The following is an 18641-nucleotide window of genomic DNA, read 5'->3' as shown; positions in this document are numbered from 1 at the left end:
AAGTAGTACGAATGTGCTACTTGGTTCTTTTAATATAGTACTCGCCACAAATAAAAAGTCGCATAAGACTCCCAATTAGCCCAGTTTGCCGCGAAATCTTTTATTTCATTTTTAGTCGGTTTATTTTCGGAGCCTGTTATAAATTTAATTGCATTATGCAGACCAACATCATCAATTGGAAAAGCTGAAGGAAATCTTAAACAACGCATTAAAACATAGTTGGCAGTCCATGGTCCTATACCATGGATAGCGGTTAATTGTTTCTCAGCAACCTTTACATCTTGTGTTTGCAGTAAATCCTCTTTTGATAGTTTTCTCTCTGTAATAAGCTTCGCAATACCGATTAAATATTCACATTTTCTAGTCGTCATTTTTAATTGTTGGAGATCTTCTACATGTAGATTTGCAATTGTTTCAGGTAATGGGAATATCCAATGCTTTCTACCGTCCCATTCTACATAACTGCCAAATTGCTCAACTAATCTTCTTTTTAGCGTATAAGCATATGTTAAGTTAATTTGTTGACCGATAATTCCCCAGGAAAGTGCCTCAAATAAGTCTGGAATACCTAAAGTACGAAGGCCATAATATTGTTCAATTGGTCCTTGAAGGAGTAAATCATGTTTAGCTAATGTATAAAAGGGAGCTAAATCAGTAGTTAAATCAAACCATTCTTTTACATAGTTAGCTACAGCTTCACGTATCGATTTTTCAGATGTATATGATTCTTCTAAACAACATATTTGAATATTGCCATCTGTATTCACACTAATTTCAACTAAAGGATTTACATCTTGAACAGGGATAACTTTATAAATTTTGTTATCTTCAATATGAAACATACATTCATTGTTAGAACGTGATAGATAACGTAAATTTTCTTGGAAACAAAATTCTTTTGGAACTGTTATAGATAATGCGCTATTATATTCTGCTGTCATATGAATTCCACCTGTAACTTTTCTAATGTAAGCAATTTTTTCTTCATTTCTAATCCACCCCTAAATCCGGTTAGTTTCCCATTCTTCCCAATAACACGGTGACAAGGAATAGTAATAAGGAGAGGGTTAGCAGCAATAGCAGAAGCAACGGCGCGCACAGCTTTAGGTTTTTGAATTCTTTCAGCAATTTCTGTATAAGAATATGTCTTTCCATAAGGAATTTCACGTACCGTATTCCAAACAGATAATTGAAAATTAGTTCCATAAGCATCGATAGGAAATGTAAAAGTTTCTCGCTTATTTTCTAAATACTCGATAACTTCTTGCGTATATATTTGCAAGTAATCTGGACTATGAATCAATATATGTTGGGGCAGTTTTTTTCTAGCCCATATATTTAATTCTTCAAAGTTTTCGTCTTGTGATCCAATGAAACATAGTCCATTTTCAGTTGCAGCAATATGAAATCGCCAATTTTTATGTGTAAGTAGCGTCCAATATATATAATTATTTTTGTAGGAATTCATTATCGTATCCCTCTTTCATTTCGTTCTTTTTTCGATATTCAGTAGGAGTAAATCCGGTTTTCTTTTTAAATAAAGTTGCGAAATACTCTGGGTTTTCTATCCCGACAGCAGTACTAATTTCTTTAATAGATTGATTTGTGTGTAAAAGGTATTTGGTTGCTTTAAGAACCCTGAATTGTTGTATATATTCTATAGGAGTTAGCCCTATTATTCTTTTGAAAGTACGCTGTAAATGAAAAGGGCTACCGTGACACATTTCCGCAAGCATGTCGAGAGTTAAGGATTCGTCATAATGCTTTTCGATATAGTCTTTAATTTGTTCTACCCACTCTTCATTAGGTAAAGTGATCCCATTTGGCTTACAACGTTTGCACGGGCGAAAGTTTTCGCTTAATGCTTGCTCTGCATGATGAAAAATTCGTACATTGTTTCTATTCGGTATTCTTGATTTGCATGATGGCCTGCAAAAAATTCCAGTTGATTTCACAGCATAAAAGAATTTGCTATCATAGGAAGAATCGTTATGAATAATTGCTTGCCAATACTCATTTGTTAATATAACTCCTTCATTGTGCAAAGAACATCACCTCTGAAATTAGTATAACCTGAATAAAGTGCGTATGTATGTATTCATAAATGTAAGAGCAAGATTACAAAGGTGAAAATATCGGATGGCGTTTAGATTATTTTGTTGTTTCGGAAAGAATGAAAGACCAAATAACAGAAGCGAAAATTAATAGTGAAGTGATGGGATCAGACCATTGTCCAGTTGAATTGCATATAAATTTCTAAAAAAAGAAGTATCTCCCTAATATTAGGGAGATACTTCTTTTTTTAATTCAGTTTGTTAAAATTTTTCAAATCATTCTTGAAATAATTTCATATTAAATATATACTTAGTAACGATAATCATTATCAGTGAAAATGATTATCAAGTGATGAAGGCGTAAAAGAATTATAGTCTAGGGGAAGTGAACGTGAATGAGTTCTGGATAAAATTATTAATCTAATGAAATATATATATGGGATAAGATTCATATAGTTAAATTCTATTGAGAATATAGTTTGAAAATTTGAGAGGAGACATATAAAGATGAACAAGAAATTATTTACTTTAGGGATGGTTACAGTTTTAAGTGTAGGTTTAGCGGCATGTAATAGTGCGGATAAAACTTCAGGCGAGCAAAAACAACAGACAAAAGCTACGGAAACGAAAAAAGATGAAAAACGAAAAATTACATATTTAGGTAAAGAATATACAGTGCCAGCAAAAGTAGATAAAATTGCGACAGCTAGTTTAGAGTCAATGGAAGATGCGGCAGTACTTGGAATTAAACCAGTTGGTGCCATTACTGTAGGTGGTAAACTACCAAAATACCTGGAAAAAGAGTTAGAAGGTGCGAAATCTGTTGGTGAGAAAATGCAACCCAATTTCGAAACATTACTACAATTAAAACCAGATGTGATTACATCAAGTACGAAATTCCCAGCAGAAACAGCTGAAAAGTTTACGAAAGTAGCTCCTACATTCCCGGTATCACACGTTTCAACAAATTGGGAAGATAACTTAAAGTTAATGGGAGAATTAACTGGTAAAAAAGATAAAGCAGAAAAAATTATTAAAGACTACAATTCAGACGCTGAAAAAGCAAAAGCAAAACTAGGAGATAAGTTAAAAGATAAAAAAGTACTTGTCATTAGACTAAGAGCAAACGAATTATTCCTATATCCAGAAGGAGTATACTTCAACCCTGTAATTTATAAAGATCTTGGACTAACTGCTCCAGAACAATTGAAAACTGTAAAAGCACAAGAGAAAATTTCATTTGAAAAACTTGCTGAACTTAACCCAGATTATATTTTCTTACAATATGAGGCAAGTGAAAATAAAAATCCAAAAGTGTTAGAAGAAATTGAAAGTAATCCAATTTGGCAAAGTATGAATGCTGCGAAGGAAAAGAAAGTATTTGTAAACGTTGTAGATCCAATGGCGCAAGGTGGTACTGCTTGGAGTAAAACTGCCTTCTTAAAAGAAGCAGTGAAAAATTTATCTAAATAATACAATAAGTAAGGTGCGTTGAATGATATGCAGAAAACAAATGCAGTACCAGTAACTATATTATGTATAGCACCCATACTCATCTTATTTACAGTTATACTTTCGATTTTGTATGGGGCGAAAAGTATTGATGCTGAAACAGTGTGGAACGCATTATTTCATTTTGATTCAAGTGATGTAAATCATAATATTATTATTACTTCACGTTTACCAAGGGTAGTTGCAGCTCTTTTAGTCGGAGCATTTCTAGCCATATCAGGAGCACTTATGCAGGGGATGACAAGAAACTATCTTGCATCCCCTTCTATTATGGGTGTGACGGATGGTGCTGCCTTTGTTATTACACTTTGTATGATTTTTCTTCCAGGAATGTCATCAATTGGTATGGTTATATGTTCAATGATTGGTTCTGCACTCGGAGCCGGTATCGTGTTTGGTTTTGGTTCGCTCCTTCAAAATGGCTTATCACCAGTTAGGTTAGCGATTATAGGAACAGTTATTGGAACATTTTTAAGCAGTGTATCGGCTGCAATGGCTTCGTATTTCCAAATTTCTCAAAATGTTAGTTTTTGGTTTAATGCAAAGTTAGATCAAGTAGATCCTAATATAATTAAAATCACGATACCGTTTGGGATAATTGGAATAATTTTAGCATTGTTAATATCAAAATCTATTACCATTCTTTCATTAGGCGAAGAGGTTTCTATTAATTTAGGACAGCGTACAAAACTAGTTAAAGCGATGGCAATTTTATCGGTAATTTTTTTAACAGGAACAGCAGTTGCTTTAGTGGGGAAAGTTGGTTTTGTAGGTTTAATTATTCCGCACATTACCCGCTTTATAATTGGGGTAGATTATAAGTGGATTTTGCCATGTGCAGGTGTTATTGGTGGCGTTTTCTTAGCGTTATGTGACGTTTTGAGTAGATTTGTAAACTATCCATTTGAAACACCTATTGGAGTCGTTACCTCCTTAATTGGAATTCCTTTCTTCCTTTATTTAATCCGTACTAGAGGAGGAGAGAGACATGCTTAAAAGTTCAAGTCAACGTTTCGGAATGACGATGGGGATTATTATATTTTTCATACTATGTGCTATCTATATTAGTTTAACAAATGGTACGTTCGACATTACGATTACAGATGTATTTAAAACACTTTTTAGAATTGATCCAGTACCAGAACATGATTTAGTTATTTTTGAGTTTCGTCTTCCGCGTATCGTAATTGCTGGATTAGTAGGATTAGGCCTTGGTGTTGCAGGTGCTGTTATTCAAGGGATTACGAGAAATGGATTGGCGGACCCAGGTATTTTAGGAGTAAATGCCGGAGCGGGAACAGCGATTGTCATTTTTATGTTTTTCTTTCAAGGACAATTAAAAAGCACAGACTGGGTTTCTATTATGATGATGCCAATGTTTGGTTTAGTAGGTGGATTAGGTGCAGCTATCATCATTTATCTGTTTTCTTGGAAAAACGGTAAATTAGATTCGCAGCGACTTTTATTAACAGGGATTGCAATTGGATCGGGATTTGGAGCTTTTTCTATGTACTTATCACTCAAAATGAAGTCAACTGATTTCGAGATGGCTGCAGTGTGGGTGTCTGGAAGCATATATAGTGCGAACTGGAAGTATATTGTGGCTATGTTACCATGGCTTATTATCTTAATTCCACTTATACAAAAGAAAGCTTATTTATTAGATTTATTCCAATTGGAAGAAACAAGTATTACAAGTTTAGGTGTTTCAGTAGAAAGAGAGAAATCGATTTTATTATTAAGCAGTATCGGGCTTGTGAGTGCATGTGTTGCTGTTTCAGGGAGTATCGGTTTTATTGGCTTAATGGCACCGCATATAGCGAAAAGACTTGTCGGTATTCAACATAAGTATATAATTCCTACGTGCGGCGTAATCGGAATGTTTCTTGTAATTGCCTCAGACTTTATTGCAAAAACAGTTTTCACACCTGTAGAGTTACCAGTTGGAATCGTTATTTCTATTGTCGGTGTACCGTATTTCTTATATTTACTTTATAAGGCGAAAGCGTAAGAGGAGGAATAAAAGTGAGTATTTTAAGTGCAAAAAATTTAGAAACAAGTTATGAAAAGCTTACAGTGTTTCGCGATTTAAATGTGGAAATACAAGAAGGAAAAGTAACGACAATTATAGGTCCAAACGGTTGCGGTAAATCGACATTGTTAAAAACAATGGGAAGAATTTTAAAACAAAAAAGCGGAAAAGTATATTTGCAAGGGCAAGATTTACATACAATTTCAACGAAAGAAATTGCGAAGCAGTTAGCTTTACTCCCGCAAACTCCAATTGCACCAGGTGAACTTAAAGTGGAAGAATTAATTTCTTATGGACGCTATCCACATCGAAATAACGTAAATAAGTTAACGACAAAAGATAAAGAAATGATTGATTGGGCATTAAATATAACGAAAACTTCTGAATTTCGAACGAGACAAATTGCAAATTTATCAGGTGGTCAAAGACAAAAGGTATGGCTAGCGATGGCATTAGCACAAGAGACAGAAGTATTGCTATTAGATGAGCCAACTACATACCTTGATATGTCTCATCAATTAGATGTATTACAAATTGTGGAGAAGTTAAATAAAGAACATAATTGTACGGTTGTTATGGTATTACATGATATTAACCATGCAGCAAGATTTTCAGATGAAATTATTGCAATGAAGGAAGGAGAAATTGTTACAACTGGTAGCCCAGAAGAAATCATTACAAATGAAGTATTAAAAGAAGTATTTCATATTGATGCACGTGTCATGATTGATCCGTATAACGGGGCTCCTGTTTGTTTCGGTTATGATAGCGTTGTATCTCAAGAAGAAAAAATCGAAATATATGTAACAAGTTAAAAAGGGGGGGATAGGGTGAATACTACAGTTGAAAAACAGCAGATTATAATATCTAATACAGAACAATGGAAAATGTATTCAAAATTAGAAGGTAAGGAATATCAAATTCATATTTCAAAGCCGAGGCAACCAGCACCGGATTCAGGATATCCTGTCATTTACGTATTAGATGGCAATGCCTTTTTTCAAACATTTCATGAAGCAGTTAAAATACAATCAGTAAGAGCGGAAAAAACTGGTGTTTCACCAGCTGTTATAGTAGGAGTGGGTTATCCAATTGAAGGCGCATTTTCAGGGGAAGAAAGATGTTATGATTTTACGCCTAGCGTAATTTCAAAAGATGCCCCTTTAAAACCAGACGGTAAACCGTGGCCTAAAACAGGAGGAGCACATAATTTCTTTACTTTTATTGAAGAAGAACTGAAACCACAAATTGAAAAGAATTTTGAGATTGATAAAGGTAAGCAAACGTTATTTGGGCATTCTTTAGGTGGATTATTTGCTCTCCATATACTATTTACAAACTTAAATGCTTTTCAAAATTATTTTATTAGTAGTCCATCTATATGGTGGAATAATAAATCCGTACTTGAAAAAGAAGAGAACCTTATAAATGAATTAAACAATGCTAAGTTTGAAACAGGAGTGTTCCTTACAGTTGGGTCACTAGAACGAGAGCATATGGTTGTAGGTGCAAATGAATTATCAGAGCGCCTTCTCCAAGTAAACCACGATAAACTTAAATTTAAGTTTTATGAAGCTGAAGGGGAGAATCATGCATCTGTTGTGCCGACGTCTTTAAGTAAAGGGTTGAGATTTATTAGTTACATATAGGAAAAAAGGTTATGGATGAAACATTCCATAACCTTTTTTGATATGTAGAATTGTCCTTTTTGAAAGTTTTGTTTCAACTTTTCGTCTAAAGAGACAAAAAGTTGTCACAAAACGGTCACAATTAGCATAAACATAAAATAGACGAAATGAACTTATTTCCAAAAAGGCTCGGTTTATTCCGATCATGATTTGTAGAGCTGAAAAAGTATGGATTAAAAGTTCACTATATTCCCAAGGAGGTAGATCGTATGAAAACTATTCTTGCTATCGCTGGACTTATTTGGGTTCTATCGCATGGCATCCCAATTTATGAAGGAGAACAAATTCGCAGTGCTCTGAATAAAAATTTTAATGAATATCATATCATTGACCGGCAAGATAATGTTGTAACAGTTCGAGTAAATGACTGTTTTCATACGGTAACCGTTGAAGGAACTTCAGTAGTGAATGATACAAAAGTATGCGATCAGCAATAATCATATATGGAAAGAAAAAACTCTTGGATTAAATAGCTGAAAATTAAGTTTTTAATATTATAGACAAAGAATAAGCGGGGGCGGGTAATCCCCGCTTATTCTTGTTTCATTTTATTGAACTTTAATGAGAGATATAATGATTTTTTTGAAAAAAAGAAAGGGTATACTGAAAATTGAGATTAAGAAGCTAATGCGTTGTTAAGAATAATCATAAAGCGGAAATATACTCATATGGGGTATCATACATAGATAATTAATGCTATAATTGGTATACTCGTAAAAGCAATTGTTTTATTGGATGAAGAGAAACTTTAAGAAGGTGATAATATGGGTCATAAAGAGCATGAAGCGGTAACACATAGATCAGAAAAAGAAAAAGAACAAATTATAAATAGATTAAAGAGAATTGAAGGACAGGTCCGCGGTATTCAAAATATGATTGAAAATGATCGTTATTGCGTGGATATTTTAGTGCAAATTTCAGCGATTAATGCAGCGATGAAAAAAGTAGGAATGGGTGTATTAAAAAACCATACAAGTCATTGTGTTTCAGGTGCTATTAAAGATGGCAATGGTGACGAAGCAATTGAAGAATTAATGACTGTATTTGAACGTTTTTCAAAAGCGTAAAAACAAGCTAGTATGTCACTGGCTTGTTTTTTTTTGTTTACCTTCATAATAAGGTTTCGGGGTATTGATGTGAAAAAGTGTGTGTAAAATAAACTTTTAGAAAATAATTGAAAAATCATGATACAAAACCATTGATTACCTTAGGGGGGTATGGTAAGATGTAATTGTGATTAACAAAGAATGAAGAAACAAGAGGAGGATTTTAAATGGAACAGTTAACATTACAAGTTGAAGGTATGTCTTGTGGACATTGTGTAAATGCTATCGAAAGCAGTGTGAAAGAGCTAAACGGTGTTGAACAAGTGAAGGTTCAATTAGCAGAAGGAACTGTTGAAGTTACTATCGACTCGTCTGCCGTAACATTAAAAGATATCGTTGCTGTAATCGAAGACCAAGGATACGATGTTCAATAATTATTTTTAGATATGGAAATAAATCGTACTTTAAATGAAGTACGATTTATTTTGCTAATAATTATACCTCATAAGGGTATATAGAGGTGAGAGACATGAATGAAAAAAAAGAGGCCAATCTTCAAATATCAGGAATGACATGTGCGGCATGTGCAAATAGAATTGAAAAAGGTCTAAAAAAAGTAGAAGGTGTTCATGAGGCGAATGTAAATTTTGCACTTGAAAAAACAAAAATAATGTACGATCCAACTAAAACAAATCCGCAACAGTTTAAAGAAAAAGTTGAATCGTTAGGATATGGAATTGTAAGTGATAAAGCTGAATTTACTGTTTCAGGAATGACATGTGCAGCATGTGCAAATAGAGTTGAAAAGCGTTTAAATAAGTTAGATGGTGTGAACAAAGCGACAGTAAATTTTGCTTTAGAAGCAGCTACAGTAGACTTTAATCCTGATGAAGTTAATGTAAATGAAATGAAGAGTGCGATTACGAAGCTAGGATATAAATTAGAAGTGAAACCAGATGATCAAGATGCATCAACTGATCATCGATTACAAGAAATTGAAAGACAAAAGAAGAAGTTTATTATTTCGTTTATTTTATCTTTCCCATTATTGTGGGCAATGGTTAGTCATTTCTCATTTACGTCGTTTATTTATTTACCGGATATGTTAATGAACCCTTGGGTGCAACTAGCACTTGCAACCCCTGTTCAATTTATCATTGGTGGACAGTTTTATGTTGGAGCTTATAAAGCGTTACGTAATAAAAGTGCGAATATGGATGTTCTCGTGGCGCTTGGAACGTCGGCCGCGTATTTCTATAGTGTATATTTAAGTATTCAATCTATTGGTTCTTCGAAACATATGACAGATTTATATTTTGAAACGAGTGCGGTACTTATTACATTAATTATTTTAGGTAAATTATTTGAAGCGAAAGCAAAAGGGCGCTCATCAGAAGCAATTAAAAAATTGATGGGTTTACAAGCGAAGACAGCTACAGTTGTGCGAGATGGAACAGAAATAAAAATTTTGATTGAAGAAGTAGTAGCTGGTGATATCGTCTATGTAAAGCCTGGTGAAAAAATACCAGTAGATGGTGAGATTGTAGAAGGAAAGTCAGCAATTGATGAATCGATGTTAACGGGTGAAAGTATTCCTGTTGATAAGTCAATTGGGGATGTAGTAATAGGTTCGACAATAAATAAAAATGGATTTTTAAAAGTGAAAGCAACTAAAGTAGGAAGAGATACTGCATTAGCTCAAATTATTAAAGTAGTAGAAGAGGCACAAGGTTCAAAAGCTCCTATTCAAAGGGTAGCAGATCAAATTTCAGGTATTTTCGTACCGGTTGTAGTTGTGATTGCGATTATCACATTTGCAGTATGGATGATATTTGTTACACCTGGTGATTTTGGCGGAGCACTTGAGAAAATGATAGCAGTACTTGTTATCGCTTGTCCATGTGCATTAGGTCTTGCAACGCCTACATCTATTATGGCAGGATCAGGAAGATCAGCAGAGTATGGTATTTTATTTAAAGGTGGAGAGCATTTAGAAGCAACGCACCGATTAGATACGGTTATTTTAGATAAAACGGGTACAGTGACAAATGGGAAGCCGGTGTTAACAGATGTAATTGTAGCAGATGGATTCAATGAAAATGAACTGCTTAGATTAGTAGGGGCAGCAGAAAGAAATTCTGAACATCCACTTGCAGAAGCGATTGTAGAAGGAATTAAAGAAAAGAAAATTGATATCCCAAGTTCAGAAACGTTTGAAGCGATTCCGGGATTTGGTATCGAATCAGTTGTAGAAGGAAAACACTTATTAATTGGTACACGTCGATTAATGAAGAAATTCAATATTGATATTGAAGAAGTTTCTAAATCAATGGAAGCGCTAGAACGAGAAGGAAAAACAGCAATGCTTATTGCAATCGATAAAGAATATGCTGGTATAGTTGCCGTTGCAGATACTGTAAAAGATACTTCAAAAGCAGCTATCGCAAGACTGAAAAAAATGGGTCTAGACGTTGTGATGATTACAGGAGATAATACACAAACTGCTCAGGCAATTGCGGGGCAAGTTGGTATTGATCACGTAATTGCAGAAGTATTGCCAGAAGGAAAAGCAGAAGAAGTGAAAAAACTGCAAGCAAATGGTAAGAAAGTAGCGATGGTTGGAGACGGGATAAATGATGCTCCTGCTCTTGCTACAGCGAACATTGGTATGGCAATTGGAACGGGAACGGATGTAGCGATGGAAGCAGCGGATATAACGTTAATCCGCGGTGACTTAAATAGTATTGCTGATGCGATCTTTATGAGTAAAATGACGATAAGAAATATTAAACAAAATTTATTCTGGGCATTAGCTTATAACGCGTTAGGAATTCCAATTGCGGCATTAGGTTTCTTAGCCCCTTGGGTTGCTGGAGCAGCGATGGCATTTAGTTCTGTATCCGTTGTATTAAATGCATTACGATTACAAAGAGTTAAATTAAAATCTTAAAGAGCTACATTAAGTAATTGAATAGAATTAAAAAACAATACTTTGAATAAGTATTGTTTTTTTGTTCGTATAGAAATTAAAACGATATAATAAAGCAGAAATATAGAATCGTATGTAGTAGAAAAGTTAAGAGGTAGTTTCGTAAGGAGACTTATATATGTTAAAAGATATTATAATTAGAACATTCCAGAAAGAAGATTTAGATCAAGTATTACAATTGTTCTATGAAACAGTTCATACGGTTAATGCAAAAGATTATAATGAGTTACAGCTACAGGCGTGGGCACCGGAGCGACTAGATAGAGAAAATTGGTTACAGTCTTTAGAAAAGAATATTAGCTATGTAGCGGATCATAAAGGTGTGATTGTGGGGTTTGGGGATTATAACGATAATCGTTACGTAGATCGTTTATTTACGCATAAAGATTATCAAGGGAAAAGAGTCGCTTCATACATACTACAGAAGTTAGAAAAAGAAGCAGTGAACCTAGGGCATAGGGAGATATATACAGAGGCGAGCATTACCGCAAAACCTTTTTTTGAAAGTAAAGGTTTTATTTGCATAAAAGAACAAAAGAAACAACATAATGGTCAGATTTTTATTAATTATGTTATGAAAAAAATATCCTTCTCATAAATGAGAAGGATATTTTTCATTATTTTACAGCTTCTTTTAGTTCTTTACCAGCTTTGAAAGCAGGTACTTTAGAAGCTGCGATTTGCATTTCTTCACCAGTTTGTGGGTTACGGCCTGTACGAGCAGCTCTTTCACGAACTTCGAATGTACCGAATCCGATAAGTTGTACTTTTTCACCAGCAGCTAAAGTGTTAGTGATTGATTCTACTACAGTTTGTACAACTACAGTAGCTTCTTTTTGAGAAATCTCAGCATTTTGTGCTACGTTTTTAATTAATTCTGTTTTGTTCATGTTTTTCACCTCATATGTAAATAATGCTATTTAAGTTGTTATTATAACGTATAAAACATTCGAGAACAAGTGTACGTACATATATTCGCAAAAAAAATGAAATTTGTAATATTTTTTAGGGCACTTTATAGACATTCCATTTAAGCGGACAGAGATTTGTTCTTCATTTCAGTCTTCTCTTGATGAGCAGGTAGTTTCTTATTATAAGATATGAAGTAAGGTAGTGCTACAAATAACATACCTCCTACTAAATTTCCAAAGAAAACAAAAATAAAGTTTGGAAAATATTCAGCCCAAGTGAAATGACCGGCAAAAATGGCGGCTGGGATGACAAACATATTGGCTACAACGTGTTGAAATCCAATCGCAACAAAAGTCATAACCGGGAACCAAATACCGATAATCTTTCCGATAAATTCTTTACTTCCCATACTGAGCCAAACAGCTAAACAAACGAGCCAATTACATCCGATTGCAGAAATAAATGCTTGCAATGGTGTATCTTGTAGTTTCGCTTGAGCGATAGAAATAGTTTTTGCTAAAAAAGCTCCTTCAGTTAAGCCAACGATATGACCGAAAAAGTAGGCTACAAATACAGCCCCTATGAAATTGCTAAATGTAACAATAACTAAATTTCGTATGAAATAAAATAAAGTAATTTTCTTTTGAAGCCAGGCCATAGAAACTGTCATCATGTTACCAGTTACTAGTTCACCGCCTGCAAGAATAACGAGAATAAGGCCAATAGGGAATACAGCAGCGCCTAGAAAACTAGTAAATGATCCCCAAGCCTTTGGCATTGTTCCAATAACATGAATATCGAGTAAATACCCTAATGCTATAAAAGCACCGCCAAAAAAACCGAGAATTAACATAGGGAGTAATGATAAATGAGCTTTTTTTCTTCCGGAATTCGCAGCAAGTTCCGTAATTTCTTCTGGTGTAAATACAGACATGAATAACCCCTCCGTAATAAAATGATGGAATGAATAGAAAAAATTTCGAAAATCTATGTATTATAAAAATATGTTATGACTTCTGTATAAAATTGTCAAAGTGAATAGAGAGGGAATTACATATTGATAACATTGTTCATGTTGTCACATGAATGTAACAATAAGGATTTAAAGTGTTTCTAGAGGTGAAAACATGAATACGAATCATGTAAAAAAAGAACGAAAAAAATCAATCGTAAAGATATTTATTATTAGTTTTATAAGTATATTAATGATACCAGTAAGTTTGTATTATTATGCGACAGAAATAGAACGAAAACTAGTAACAGTTACGTGGAATGAAATAGAAGCTTCTACAATTCCTAAAGAGTTTAATAATAAAAAAATATTGCAGTTTTCAGATGTACATTTAGGACCAGAGTTTACACTGAAACAACTTGAACATTTAGTGGAGAAGATGAATGAATTACATCCAGATATAGTAGTTTTTACCGGAGATTTAATAGATAAATTTGGGTCTTATAGTGCGGAAAGAGAAGAAGCGAAGGTTATTTTGCAGAAAATTTACGCTCCCTTAGGGAAATATGCTGTGTTTGGGAATCATGATAGGGGCGGGGGCGGTAGTTTATTTTACAAAAAATATATGGAAGAAGCTGGTTTTTCTGTATTAGTAAATGAAGTGCAGAAAATTAAAGTGGAAAACGGCAAATATATTATAATATCAGGTTTGGATGATTTTCTATTAGGGAAGCCGCAAATAGATTCAACTTTAAAAAACTTGAAACAAAATGATTTCAACATGTTATTAGTACATGAGCCGGATGTTGTAACCAAAATAAATCGTTACCCAGTTGATCTTCAACTGTCAGGACATAGTCACGGAGGACAAGTCCAAATTCCTTTTGTAGGTCCGTTAATTACTACCAAACTAGCTGAGCACTACGTTGAAGGTATGTATGAAGTAGAGGGGAAGAGTAAGCCGTTATATTTATATGTAAATCGTGGCATTGGGACTACTAGGATGCCTGTTAGATTTTGTAGTGTACCTGAACTTTCAATTTTTGTGTTGAAGCAAAATAGTAACTAGAATATTTAACAATATGATTCCAAGGAACGTGCGATGTTGGTCGATGGAAAAGAGTTTCTTAAAACTTTAGATGTGACAAAGTAATTTTCATAAGTAAAAAACAACAATAGGACCTATAAAGGGACCTATTGTTGTTTTTATCCTGCATTGATTGCCCATAAATGTCCGATTGATGAGGGCTAATTATAGTTTTACTTTGTTATTTTTGCAAGGAAAGACCATCAAAATATGTTCTATAGTTACTAGAGAATTCAAAGTTGTTTTTTGCATCCCAATTAATAGACCAAGACATTAGGCCGCGGAATGCAGGATAGCCACTCTGGTTAGAAAGTTTATACTTTCCTCCGAATGGAACTCCTTTAATGATATAATTTAAAGCTTTTTTCATTTCAGTTGGCGAAATATATCCACCACTTGGAGCTGCCGCTGGTGCTGCAGGAAGTCCAATCATGACTTGATCTGAACGAAGAGCTGGGAAAATGTTATTTGTATTACCACCTACAGGAAAACCATGTAAGAGCATATCTGCCATAGCGACCTCGTAGTCTGCAGTACCTTGATTGTAGTTATTACCGTCCATTCCAATCCCGCTACCAGCGTTGTAGTGTTGAACGTGAATGTATGTTAGTTTATCTTTCACTCCGTAAATAATTGGTAAATATGCACCCCATATGCTTCCATATGCGCTATATCCGCCTTGAACATAAGCTGTTTCAGGGGCCATGCTTAATAGAAAATCTGGACCATAATGATCTGAGATTGTTCGAATAGCTGAAATAAGATTTACGATTTGAGGGGTAGTTGGGTTTTTGAAGTTAGTGTCATTTCCGTTTAAGTAAATACCTGATTCAAGGTCAATATCTATTCCGTCAAAACCGTATTTATCGATCAGAGATTGTATGGAATTAATAAAACGATCCTTAGCGGCATTGTCAGGAAGTAAAACGACCCCATTTTGTCCACCTATTGAAAGAACTACTTTCTTTCCTTTACTTTTTAAATAAGAAATATCTGATTTGAATTCTGCATCTGTACCATACACAGGAGAAAATTCAACAGTGGAACGATCACCACCAGTTTCACCAAAAGATACATTGATTACATCCCATTTTGGTGAAACGTCTTTTAATTTAATAATGCCAGTACCGTTATCAAAATTATGCCAGTATCCAACGAGTAATTTTGAACCTAAATTGTTTGCTGCTTGTGCTTGGAAAGGGGATAACGGTAGAAGTAAGAACATTACTAAAATACAACAAAAAAATTTGAACTTGTTTAACATATCAACACTCCTATACAAAAAGTTGTCTAGATGTATAATCTTGTTTATTTAATAATATCTGAAAATTCTTTCTTTTGTAAAGGGACTATAATTTTCTCAACAATTGTGTATGGGAAAGTATTAAACCTAATGTAATAATTTTTGAAGGAGGTTGAATTTTAATTGTTGAATTCAGAATATTTTGATATATTTTAAAGTATAGGACAAAATCTTTCGCACAGTACTCTTACATAAATTTCAAAATTTAGTTTGGAAGGGGATGTACAAGATTTGGATAAAAATCTAAAGAAAGACCTCAAAATACGCCACATTACAATGATTTCAATTGGCGGTGTAATAGGGGCTGGTTTGTTTGTTGGAAGTGGTGCAGTTGTACATTCGGCAGGACCAGGTTCTATCGTTTCATATGCATTAGCAGGACTTCTAGTCATTTTCGTCATGAGAATGCTAGGAGAAATGGCAGCTGTTAATCCGACAAGTGGTTCATTTGCAACGTATGCAAGAGAAGCGATTGGTCCTTGGGCGGGTTATACAATAGGCTGGTTATACTGGTTTTTTTGGGTAATTGTTATTGCAATAGAAGCCACAGCAGGTGCTGGTATTATCCAATATTGGATTCCACAAATACCGCTTTGGTTATTAAGTTTAATATTAACAATTTTATTAACGCTGACGAACGTTTTTTCGGTGAAATCATTTGGAGAGTTTGAATATTGGTTTTCTTTTATTAAAGTAATAAGTATTATTTTGTTCCTTTGTCTAGGTCTTGCTGTTATTTTAGGATTTGTTCCAGGAACAGAAGCACCCGGCACTTCGAATTTAATTGGACAAGGTGGATTTATGCCAAACGGTATAAGTTCGGTACTGCTTGGAATTACTGTCGTTATATTTTCATTTATGGGATCAGAAATTGTAGCGGTAGCCGCAGGTGAATCTGCAGAACCTGTAAAAGCAGTAAAAACAGCAACAAACAGTGTGATTTGGCGTATTCTTGTATTTTTTATTGGGTCTATAGCGGTAGTTGTTACGCTACTGCCATGGAATTCAGCAAACATATTAAAAAGTCCATTTGTAGCTGTATTGGAACATATAGGAATACCAGCTGCGGCACAAATTATGAATTTTATCGTTTTAACAGCTGTACTCTCTTGTTTAAATTCGGGTTTATATACAAACTCAAGAATGCTTTTTTCGATGGCAGAAAGAGGAGATGCTCCAAAGGCGTTTTTGAAATTGAACAGTAGTGGTGTTCCAGTTCGGGCCGTTTTATTTGGAACTTTCTTCGCTTATATTGGCGTTGTGTTTAGTTACATTTCTCCAGATAAAGTCTTTTTGTTTTTAGTGAATGCATCTGGCGGGATTGCGTTACTAGTTTATCTCGTTATTGCAGTTTCGCATTTAAAGATGCGTAAAAAAATGGGGAAAGTGGAACAACAAAATTTGAAAGTGAAAATGTGGCTTTTTCCGTATGTAACGTATGTTACAATTGTTGCTATTATAGCAGTTTTAGTTGCGATGTTCGCAATTGATACTTTACGTTCACAAGCACTTTTAACAATGTTTGTTACTGTTCTTATCATACTTTCTTATTTTATTTTTAATAGAAATAAAAATAGCACAGTTTTGAATCCTAAAAGTAAGAATGAGGAATCTGTTCGATTCTAATTTTCTAATTTTCGAAGAGAGTTACACCCAGTCATTGCTATAAAAGAATCATATATAATCATAGAAACAAGTAATTACTATTGTCATAGTGGATATAAACTTTTTTCTTGACTTTTTATACGAAGGCGAGCAAAATGGTAAAAAAGGAAGGGGGGATGATAATGGAAGAGTACGTATTAGAGCTGTATAACCTGTTATATACGACAGAATGGCAAGATATTGTTTCGTTTCTAGGAATCGTATTTTGCATGAAAATTGTAATTGTATATATGGAAGAGCAAGGTATGTTCTATTCCTTCTCATCCCCGTTCGATATGCAGCGCGAGCCGTTGCTAAACTATGCCAATGTGAATTACGAACAAATTCCTTTTGTTATTTTCTTTATGATTCGATTTATTACAGCAATTGTAAGGAAAAAGGAAAGTGACGATGAAGAGTGCCACTCAACTTGTAATATAGCGAATGTTTTTTAAGCTAAATACAAGGAGGAGATTTATATGTGGTTTCGATTTCTTATGATTGGTTTCTTTTCATTAACAGCAATTTCTTTAATGGGATATCAAGTGTCTGAAATTTTTCAAGCATATAGCGATACATTTTTTAACAAAAACTAATCGCGTTGCTATTTGAATAATAAAGCGATAAAATCCTTCTTAAGAAGTTTTATTAAGAAGGATTTTTTCTTTGTCTTATCTTGCTGTGTCAAACTATTGTCACATTTACACTGTGAATAGTATGTTAAAATAGTGAGGTTACGTATACATATTTGAAGGAAGAGGGAGTGACCATTTTGGTGGATCAATCAACAAATCAGAAAAGCTATGCTCCTATTGTGATAACGCTTTCTGTAATTGTAAATGCGATTATTTTATTTTTGTTCTTTGGACCTGTTGGCTATGAAGGAGAATTACATTTTGATGTAACAATTTTACCAATGTTAAATGCAATTTTTAATAGCTTTACGTTCGTATTCTTATTAGCAGCTCTATACTCTATTATTAAGAAGAATGTGAAAATGCACCGTGGTTTCATCCTGGCAGCATTTACAACGACGTTGCTATTTTGTGTTTCTTATTTATCTTATCATTACTTAGCGCCAGCAACACATTTTGGCGGAGAAGGATTCATTAAATATGTGTATTTCATCATTTTAATTACACATATTATCCTGGCGGCAATTATTGTACCGCTTGCATTGTTTGCACTTGTATTTGGTTTTACAAATCAATTAACACGTCATCGTAAAATTGTACGTTGGACGATGCCGATTTGGTTATATGTAAGTTTATCTGGTGTTATTGTTTACTTAATGATCTCACCTTATTACCAATAAAAAATCTCAGCCTGTAGGCTGGGATTTTTTTATTAAGCAAATATTTTTGTGAAATGAAAAAAATATGGTATACAAAAGTATAGTTGCTTTTCATATAGAAGGGATGG

20 protein-coding genes and 1 pseudogene are annotated in these 18641 nt (G+C 34.1%); 15 read left to right on the top strand and 6 right to left on the bottom strand.

The features are described from left to right. Window positions 1-29: 29 nt before the first annotated feature. Genes BHV55_RS18760 through BHV55_RS18750 form a run of 3 tightly spaced genes read right to left on the bottom strand, consistent with a single transcriptional unit; the run spans window position 30 to window position 2045 of the window. Entirely contained in the window at window positions 30-941 is a 912-nt protein-coding gene (locus BHV55_RS18760; protein ID WP_048567525.1) for a DNA-3-methyladenine glycosylase 2, read from the bottom strand. Continuing rightward, on the bottom strand, window positions 938-1468 hold the full coding sequence (locus BHV55_RS18755) for a methylated-DNA--[protein]-cysteine S-methyltransferase (protein ID WP_001089839.1): 531 nt from the start codon (window positions 1466-1468) through the stop codon (window positions 938-940). Before BHV55_RS18755 ends, BHV55_RS18760 begins: the two co-directional genes overlap by 4 nt. Beyond that, window positions 1449-2045: a bifunctional transcriptional activator/DNA repair enzyme AdaA gene (locus tag BHV55_RS18750; protein ID WP_000551300.1), complete on the bottom strand. Its 597-nt coding sequence runs from the start codon at window positions 2043-2045 to the stop codon at window positions 1449-1451. Before BHV55_RS18750 ends, BHV55_RS18755 begins: the two co-directional genes overlap by 20 nt. 77 nt (window positions 2046-2122) lie before the next feature. Between BHV55_RS18750 and BHV55_RS18745 the strand changes: the two are divergent. The 11 genes and pseudogenes from BHV55_RS18745 to BHV55_RS18695 form a co-directional block, all read left to right on the top strand. After that, window positions 2123-2260, top strand: a pseudogene (locus BHV55_RS18745) (exodeoxyribonuclease III); the annotation flags it as partial. 301 nt (window positions 2261-2561) lie between these two features. Further along, the gene (locus BHV55_RS18740; RefSeq protein WP_001035506.1) at window positions 2562-3527 is read left to right on the top strand and encodes an iron-hydroxamate ABC transporter substrate-binding protein; all 966 of its coding nucleotides are present in this window, start codon (window positions 2562-2564) and stop codon (window positions 3525-3527) included. A 27-nt stretch (window positions 3528-3554) separates the two neighbouring features. Then, window positions 3555-4562, top strand: coding sequence for a FecCD family ABC transporter permease (locus tag BHV55_RS18735; RefSeq protein ID WP_001173053.1), 1008 nt, complete (start codon window positions 3555-3557; stop codon window positions 4560-4562). After that, window positions 4555-5577, top strand: coding sequence for a FecCD family ABC transporter permease (locus tag BHV55_RS18730; RefSeq protein ID WP_000920436.1), 1023 nt, complete (start codon window positions 4555-4557; stop codon window positions 5575-5577). Before BHV55_RS18735 ends, BHV55_RS18730 begins: the two co-directional genes overlap by 8 nt. A 14-nt stretch (window positions 5578-5591) precedes the next feature. After that, a complete protein-coding gene (locus BHV55_RS18725; RefSeq protein WP_000025773.1) occupies window positions 5592-6413 on the top strand; it encodes an ABC transporter ATP-binding protein in 822 nt (273 codons plus the stop codon). A gap of 15 nt (window positions 6414-6428) precedes the next feature. Next, window positions 6429-7247 (top strand): alpha/beta hydrolase, encoded by an 819-nt coding sequence (locus BHV55_RS18720; protein WP_001098697.1) that lies wholly within the window; start codon window positions 6429-6431, stop codon window positions 7245-7247. 248 nt (window positions 7248-7495) lie between these two features. Then, window positions 7496-7723 (top strand): hypothetical protein, encoded by a 228-nt coding sequence (locus tag BHV55_RS18715; RefSeq protein ID WP_000849103.1) that lies wholly within the window; start codon window positions 7496-7498, stop codon window positions 7721-7723. Window positions 7724-8050: 327 nt separating this feature from the next. Further along, complete coding sequence (locus BHV55_RS18710) at window positions 8051-8353, top strand: metal-sensing transcriptional repressor (RefSeq protein WP_000509876.1); 303 nt, start codon at window positions 8051-8053, stop codon at window positions 8351-8353. Between the two features lie 206 nt (window positions 8354-8559). Beyond that, on the top strand, window positions 8560-8766 hold the full coding sequence (copZ, locus tag BHV55_RS18705) for a copper chaperone CopZ (protein ID WP_000436973.1): 207 nt from the start codon (window positions 8560-8562) through the stop codon (window positions 8764-8766). 95 nt (window positions 8767-8861) lie between these two features. Beyond that, window positions 8862-11282: a heavy metal translocating P-type ATPase gene (locus BHV55_RS18700; protein ID WP_070756901.1), complete on the top strand. Its 2421-nt coding sequence runs from the start codon at window positions 8862-8864 to the stop codon at window positions 11280-11282. A 157-nt stretch (window positions 11283-11439) separates the two neighbouring features. Further along, complete coding sequence (locus BHV55_RS18695; RefSeq protein ID WP_048567528.1) at window positions 11440-11919, top strand: GNAT family N-acetyltransferase; 480 nt, start codon at window positions 11440-11442, stop codon at window positions 11917-11919. A 19-nt stretch (window positions 11920-11938) separates the two neighbouring features. On the opposite strand, the gene BHV55_RS18690 is transcribed toward BHV55_RS18695, so the two are convergent. Further along, window positions 11939-12211 (bottom strand): HU family DNA-binding protein, encoded by a 273-nt coding sequence (locus tag BHV55_RS18690; protein ID WP_001043904.1) that lies wholly within the window; start codon window positions 12209-12211, stop codon window positions 11939-11941. A gap of 140 nt (window positions 12212-12351) precedes the next feature. Beyond that, complete coding sequence (locus BHV55_RS18685; RefSeq protein WP_000110530.1) at window positions 12352-13167, bottom strand: formate/nitrite transporter family protein; 816 nt, start codon at window positions 13165-13167, stop codon at window positions 12352-12354. A 193-nt stretch (window positions 13168-13360) separates the two neighbouring features. Between BHV55_RS18685 and BHV55_RS18680 the strand changes: the two genes are divergently transcribed. Next, window positions 13361-14254 (top strand): metallophosphoesterase, encoded by an 894-nt coding sequence (locus BHV55_RS18680; protein ID WP_001095345.1) that lies wholly within the window; start codon window positions 13361-13363, stop codon window positions 14252-14254. A gap of 199 nt (window positions 14255-14453) precedes the next feature. Here BHV55_RS18680 and BHV55_RS18675 read toward each other — a convergent pair whose 3' ends face one another. Continuing rightward, window positions 14454-15536 carry a chitinase gene (locus BHV55_RS18675; protein WP_069605130.1) on the bottom strand — a complete coding sequence of 361 codons (1083 nt, stop codon included), beginning with the start codon at window positions 15534-15536 and terminating at the stop codon, window positions 14454-14456. A gap of 270 nt (window positions 15537-15806) precedes the next feature. On the opposite strand from BHV55_RS18675, the gene gabP reads away from it, so the two are divergent. The 3 genes from gabP to BHV55_RS18660 all read left to right on the top strand — a co-directional run bounded on the left by gabP (window position 15807) and on the right by BHV55_RS18660 (window position 18534). Beyond that, complete coding sequence (gabP, locus tag BHV55_RS18670) at window positions 15807-17201, top strand: GABA permease (RefSeq protein ID WP_048567529.1); 1395 nt, start codon at window positions 15807-15809, stop codon at window positions 17199-17201. A 134-nt stretch (window positions 17202-17335) separates the two neighbouring features. After that, window positions 17336-17674, top strand: a complete 339-nt coding sequence (locus BHV55_RS18665) for a hypothetical protein (RefSeq protein WP_002005644.1) — start codon at window positions 17336-17338, stop codon at window positions 17672-17674. 317 nt (window positions 17675-17991) lie between these two features. Further along, window positions 17992-18534: a DUF420 domain-containing protein gene (locus BHV55_RS18660; protein WP_000228314.1), complete on the top strand. Its 543-nt coding sequence runs from the start codon at window positions 17992-17994 to the stop codon at window positions 18532-18534. Window positions 18535-18641: the final 107 nt, after the last annotated feature.

It is taken from the genome of Bacillus sp. RZ2MS9 (assembly GCF_001816185.2).
In the GTDB taxonomy this organism is placed as follows: domain Bacteria; phylum Bacillota; class Bacilli; order Bacillales; family Bacillaceae_G; genus Bacillus_A; species Bacillus_A cereus.
Note: the sequence above shows the minus strand (reverse complement) of the source record. Positions and strands in the feature narration are given on the sequence as shown.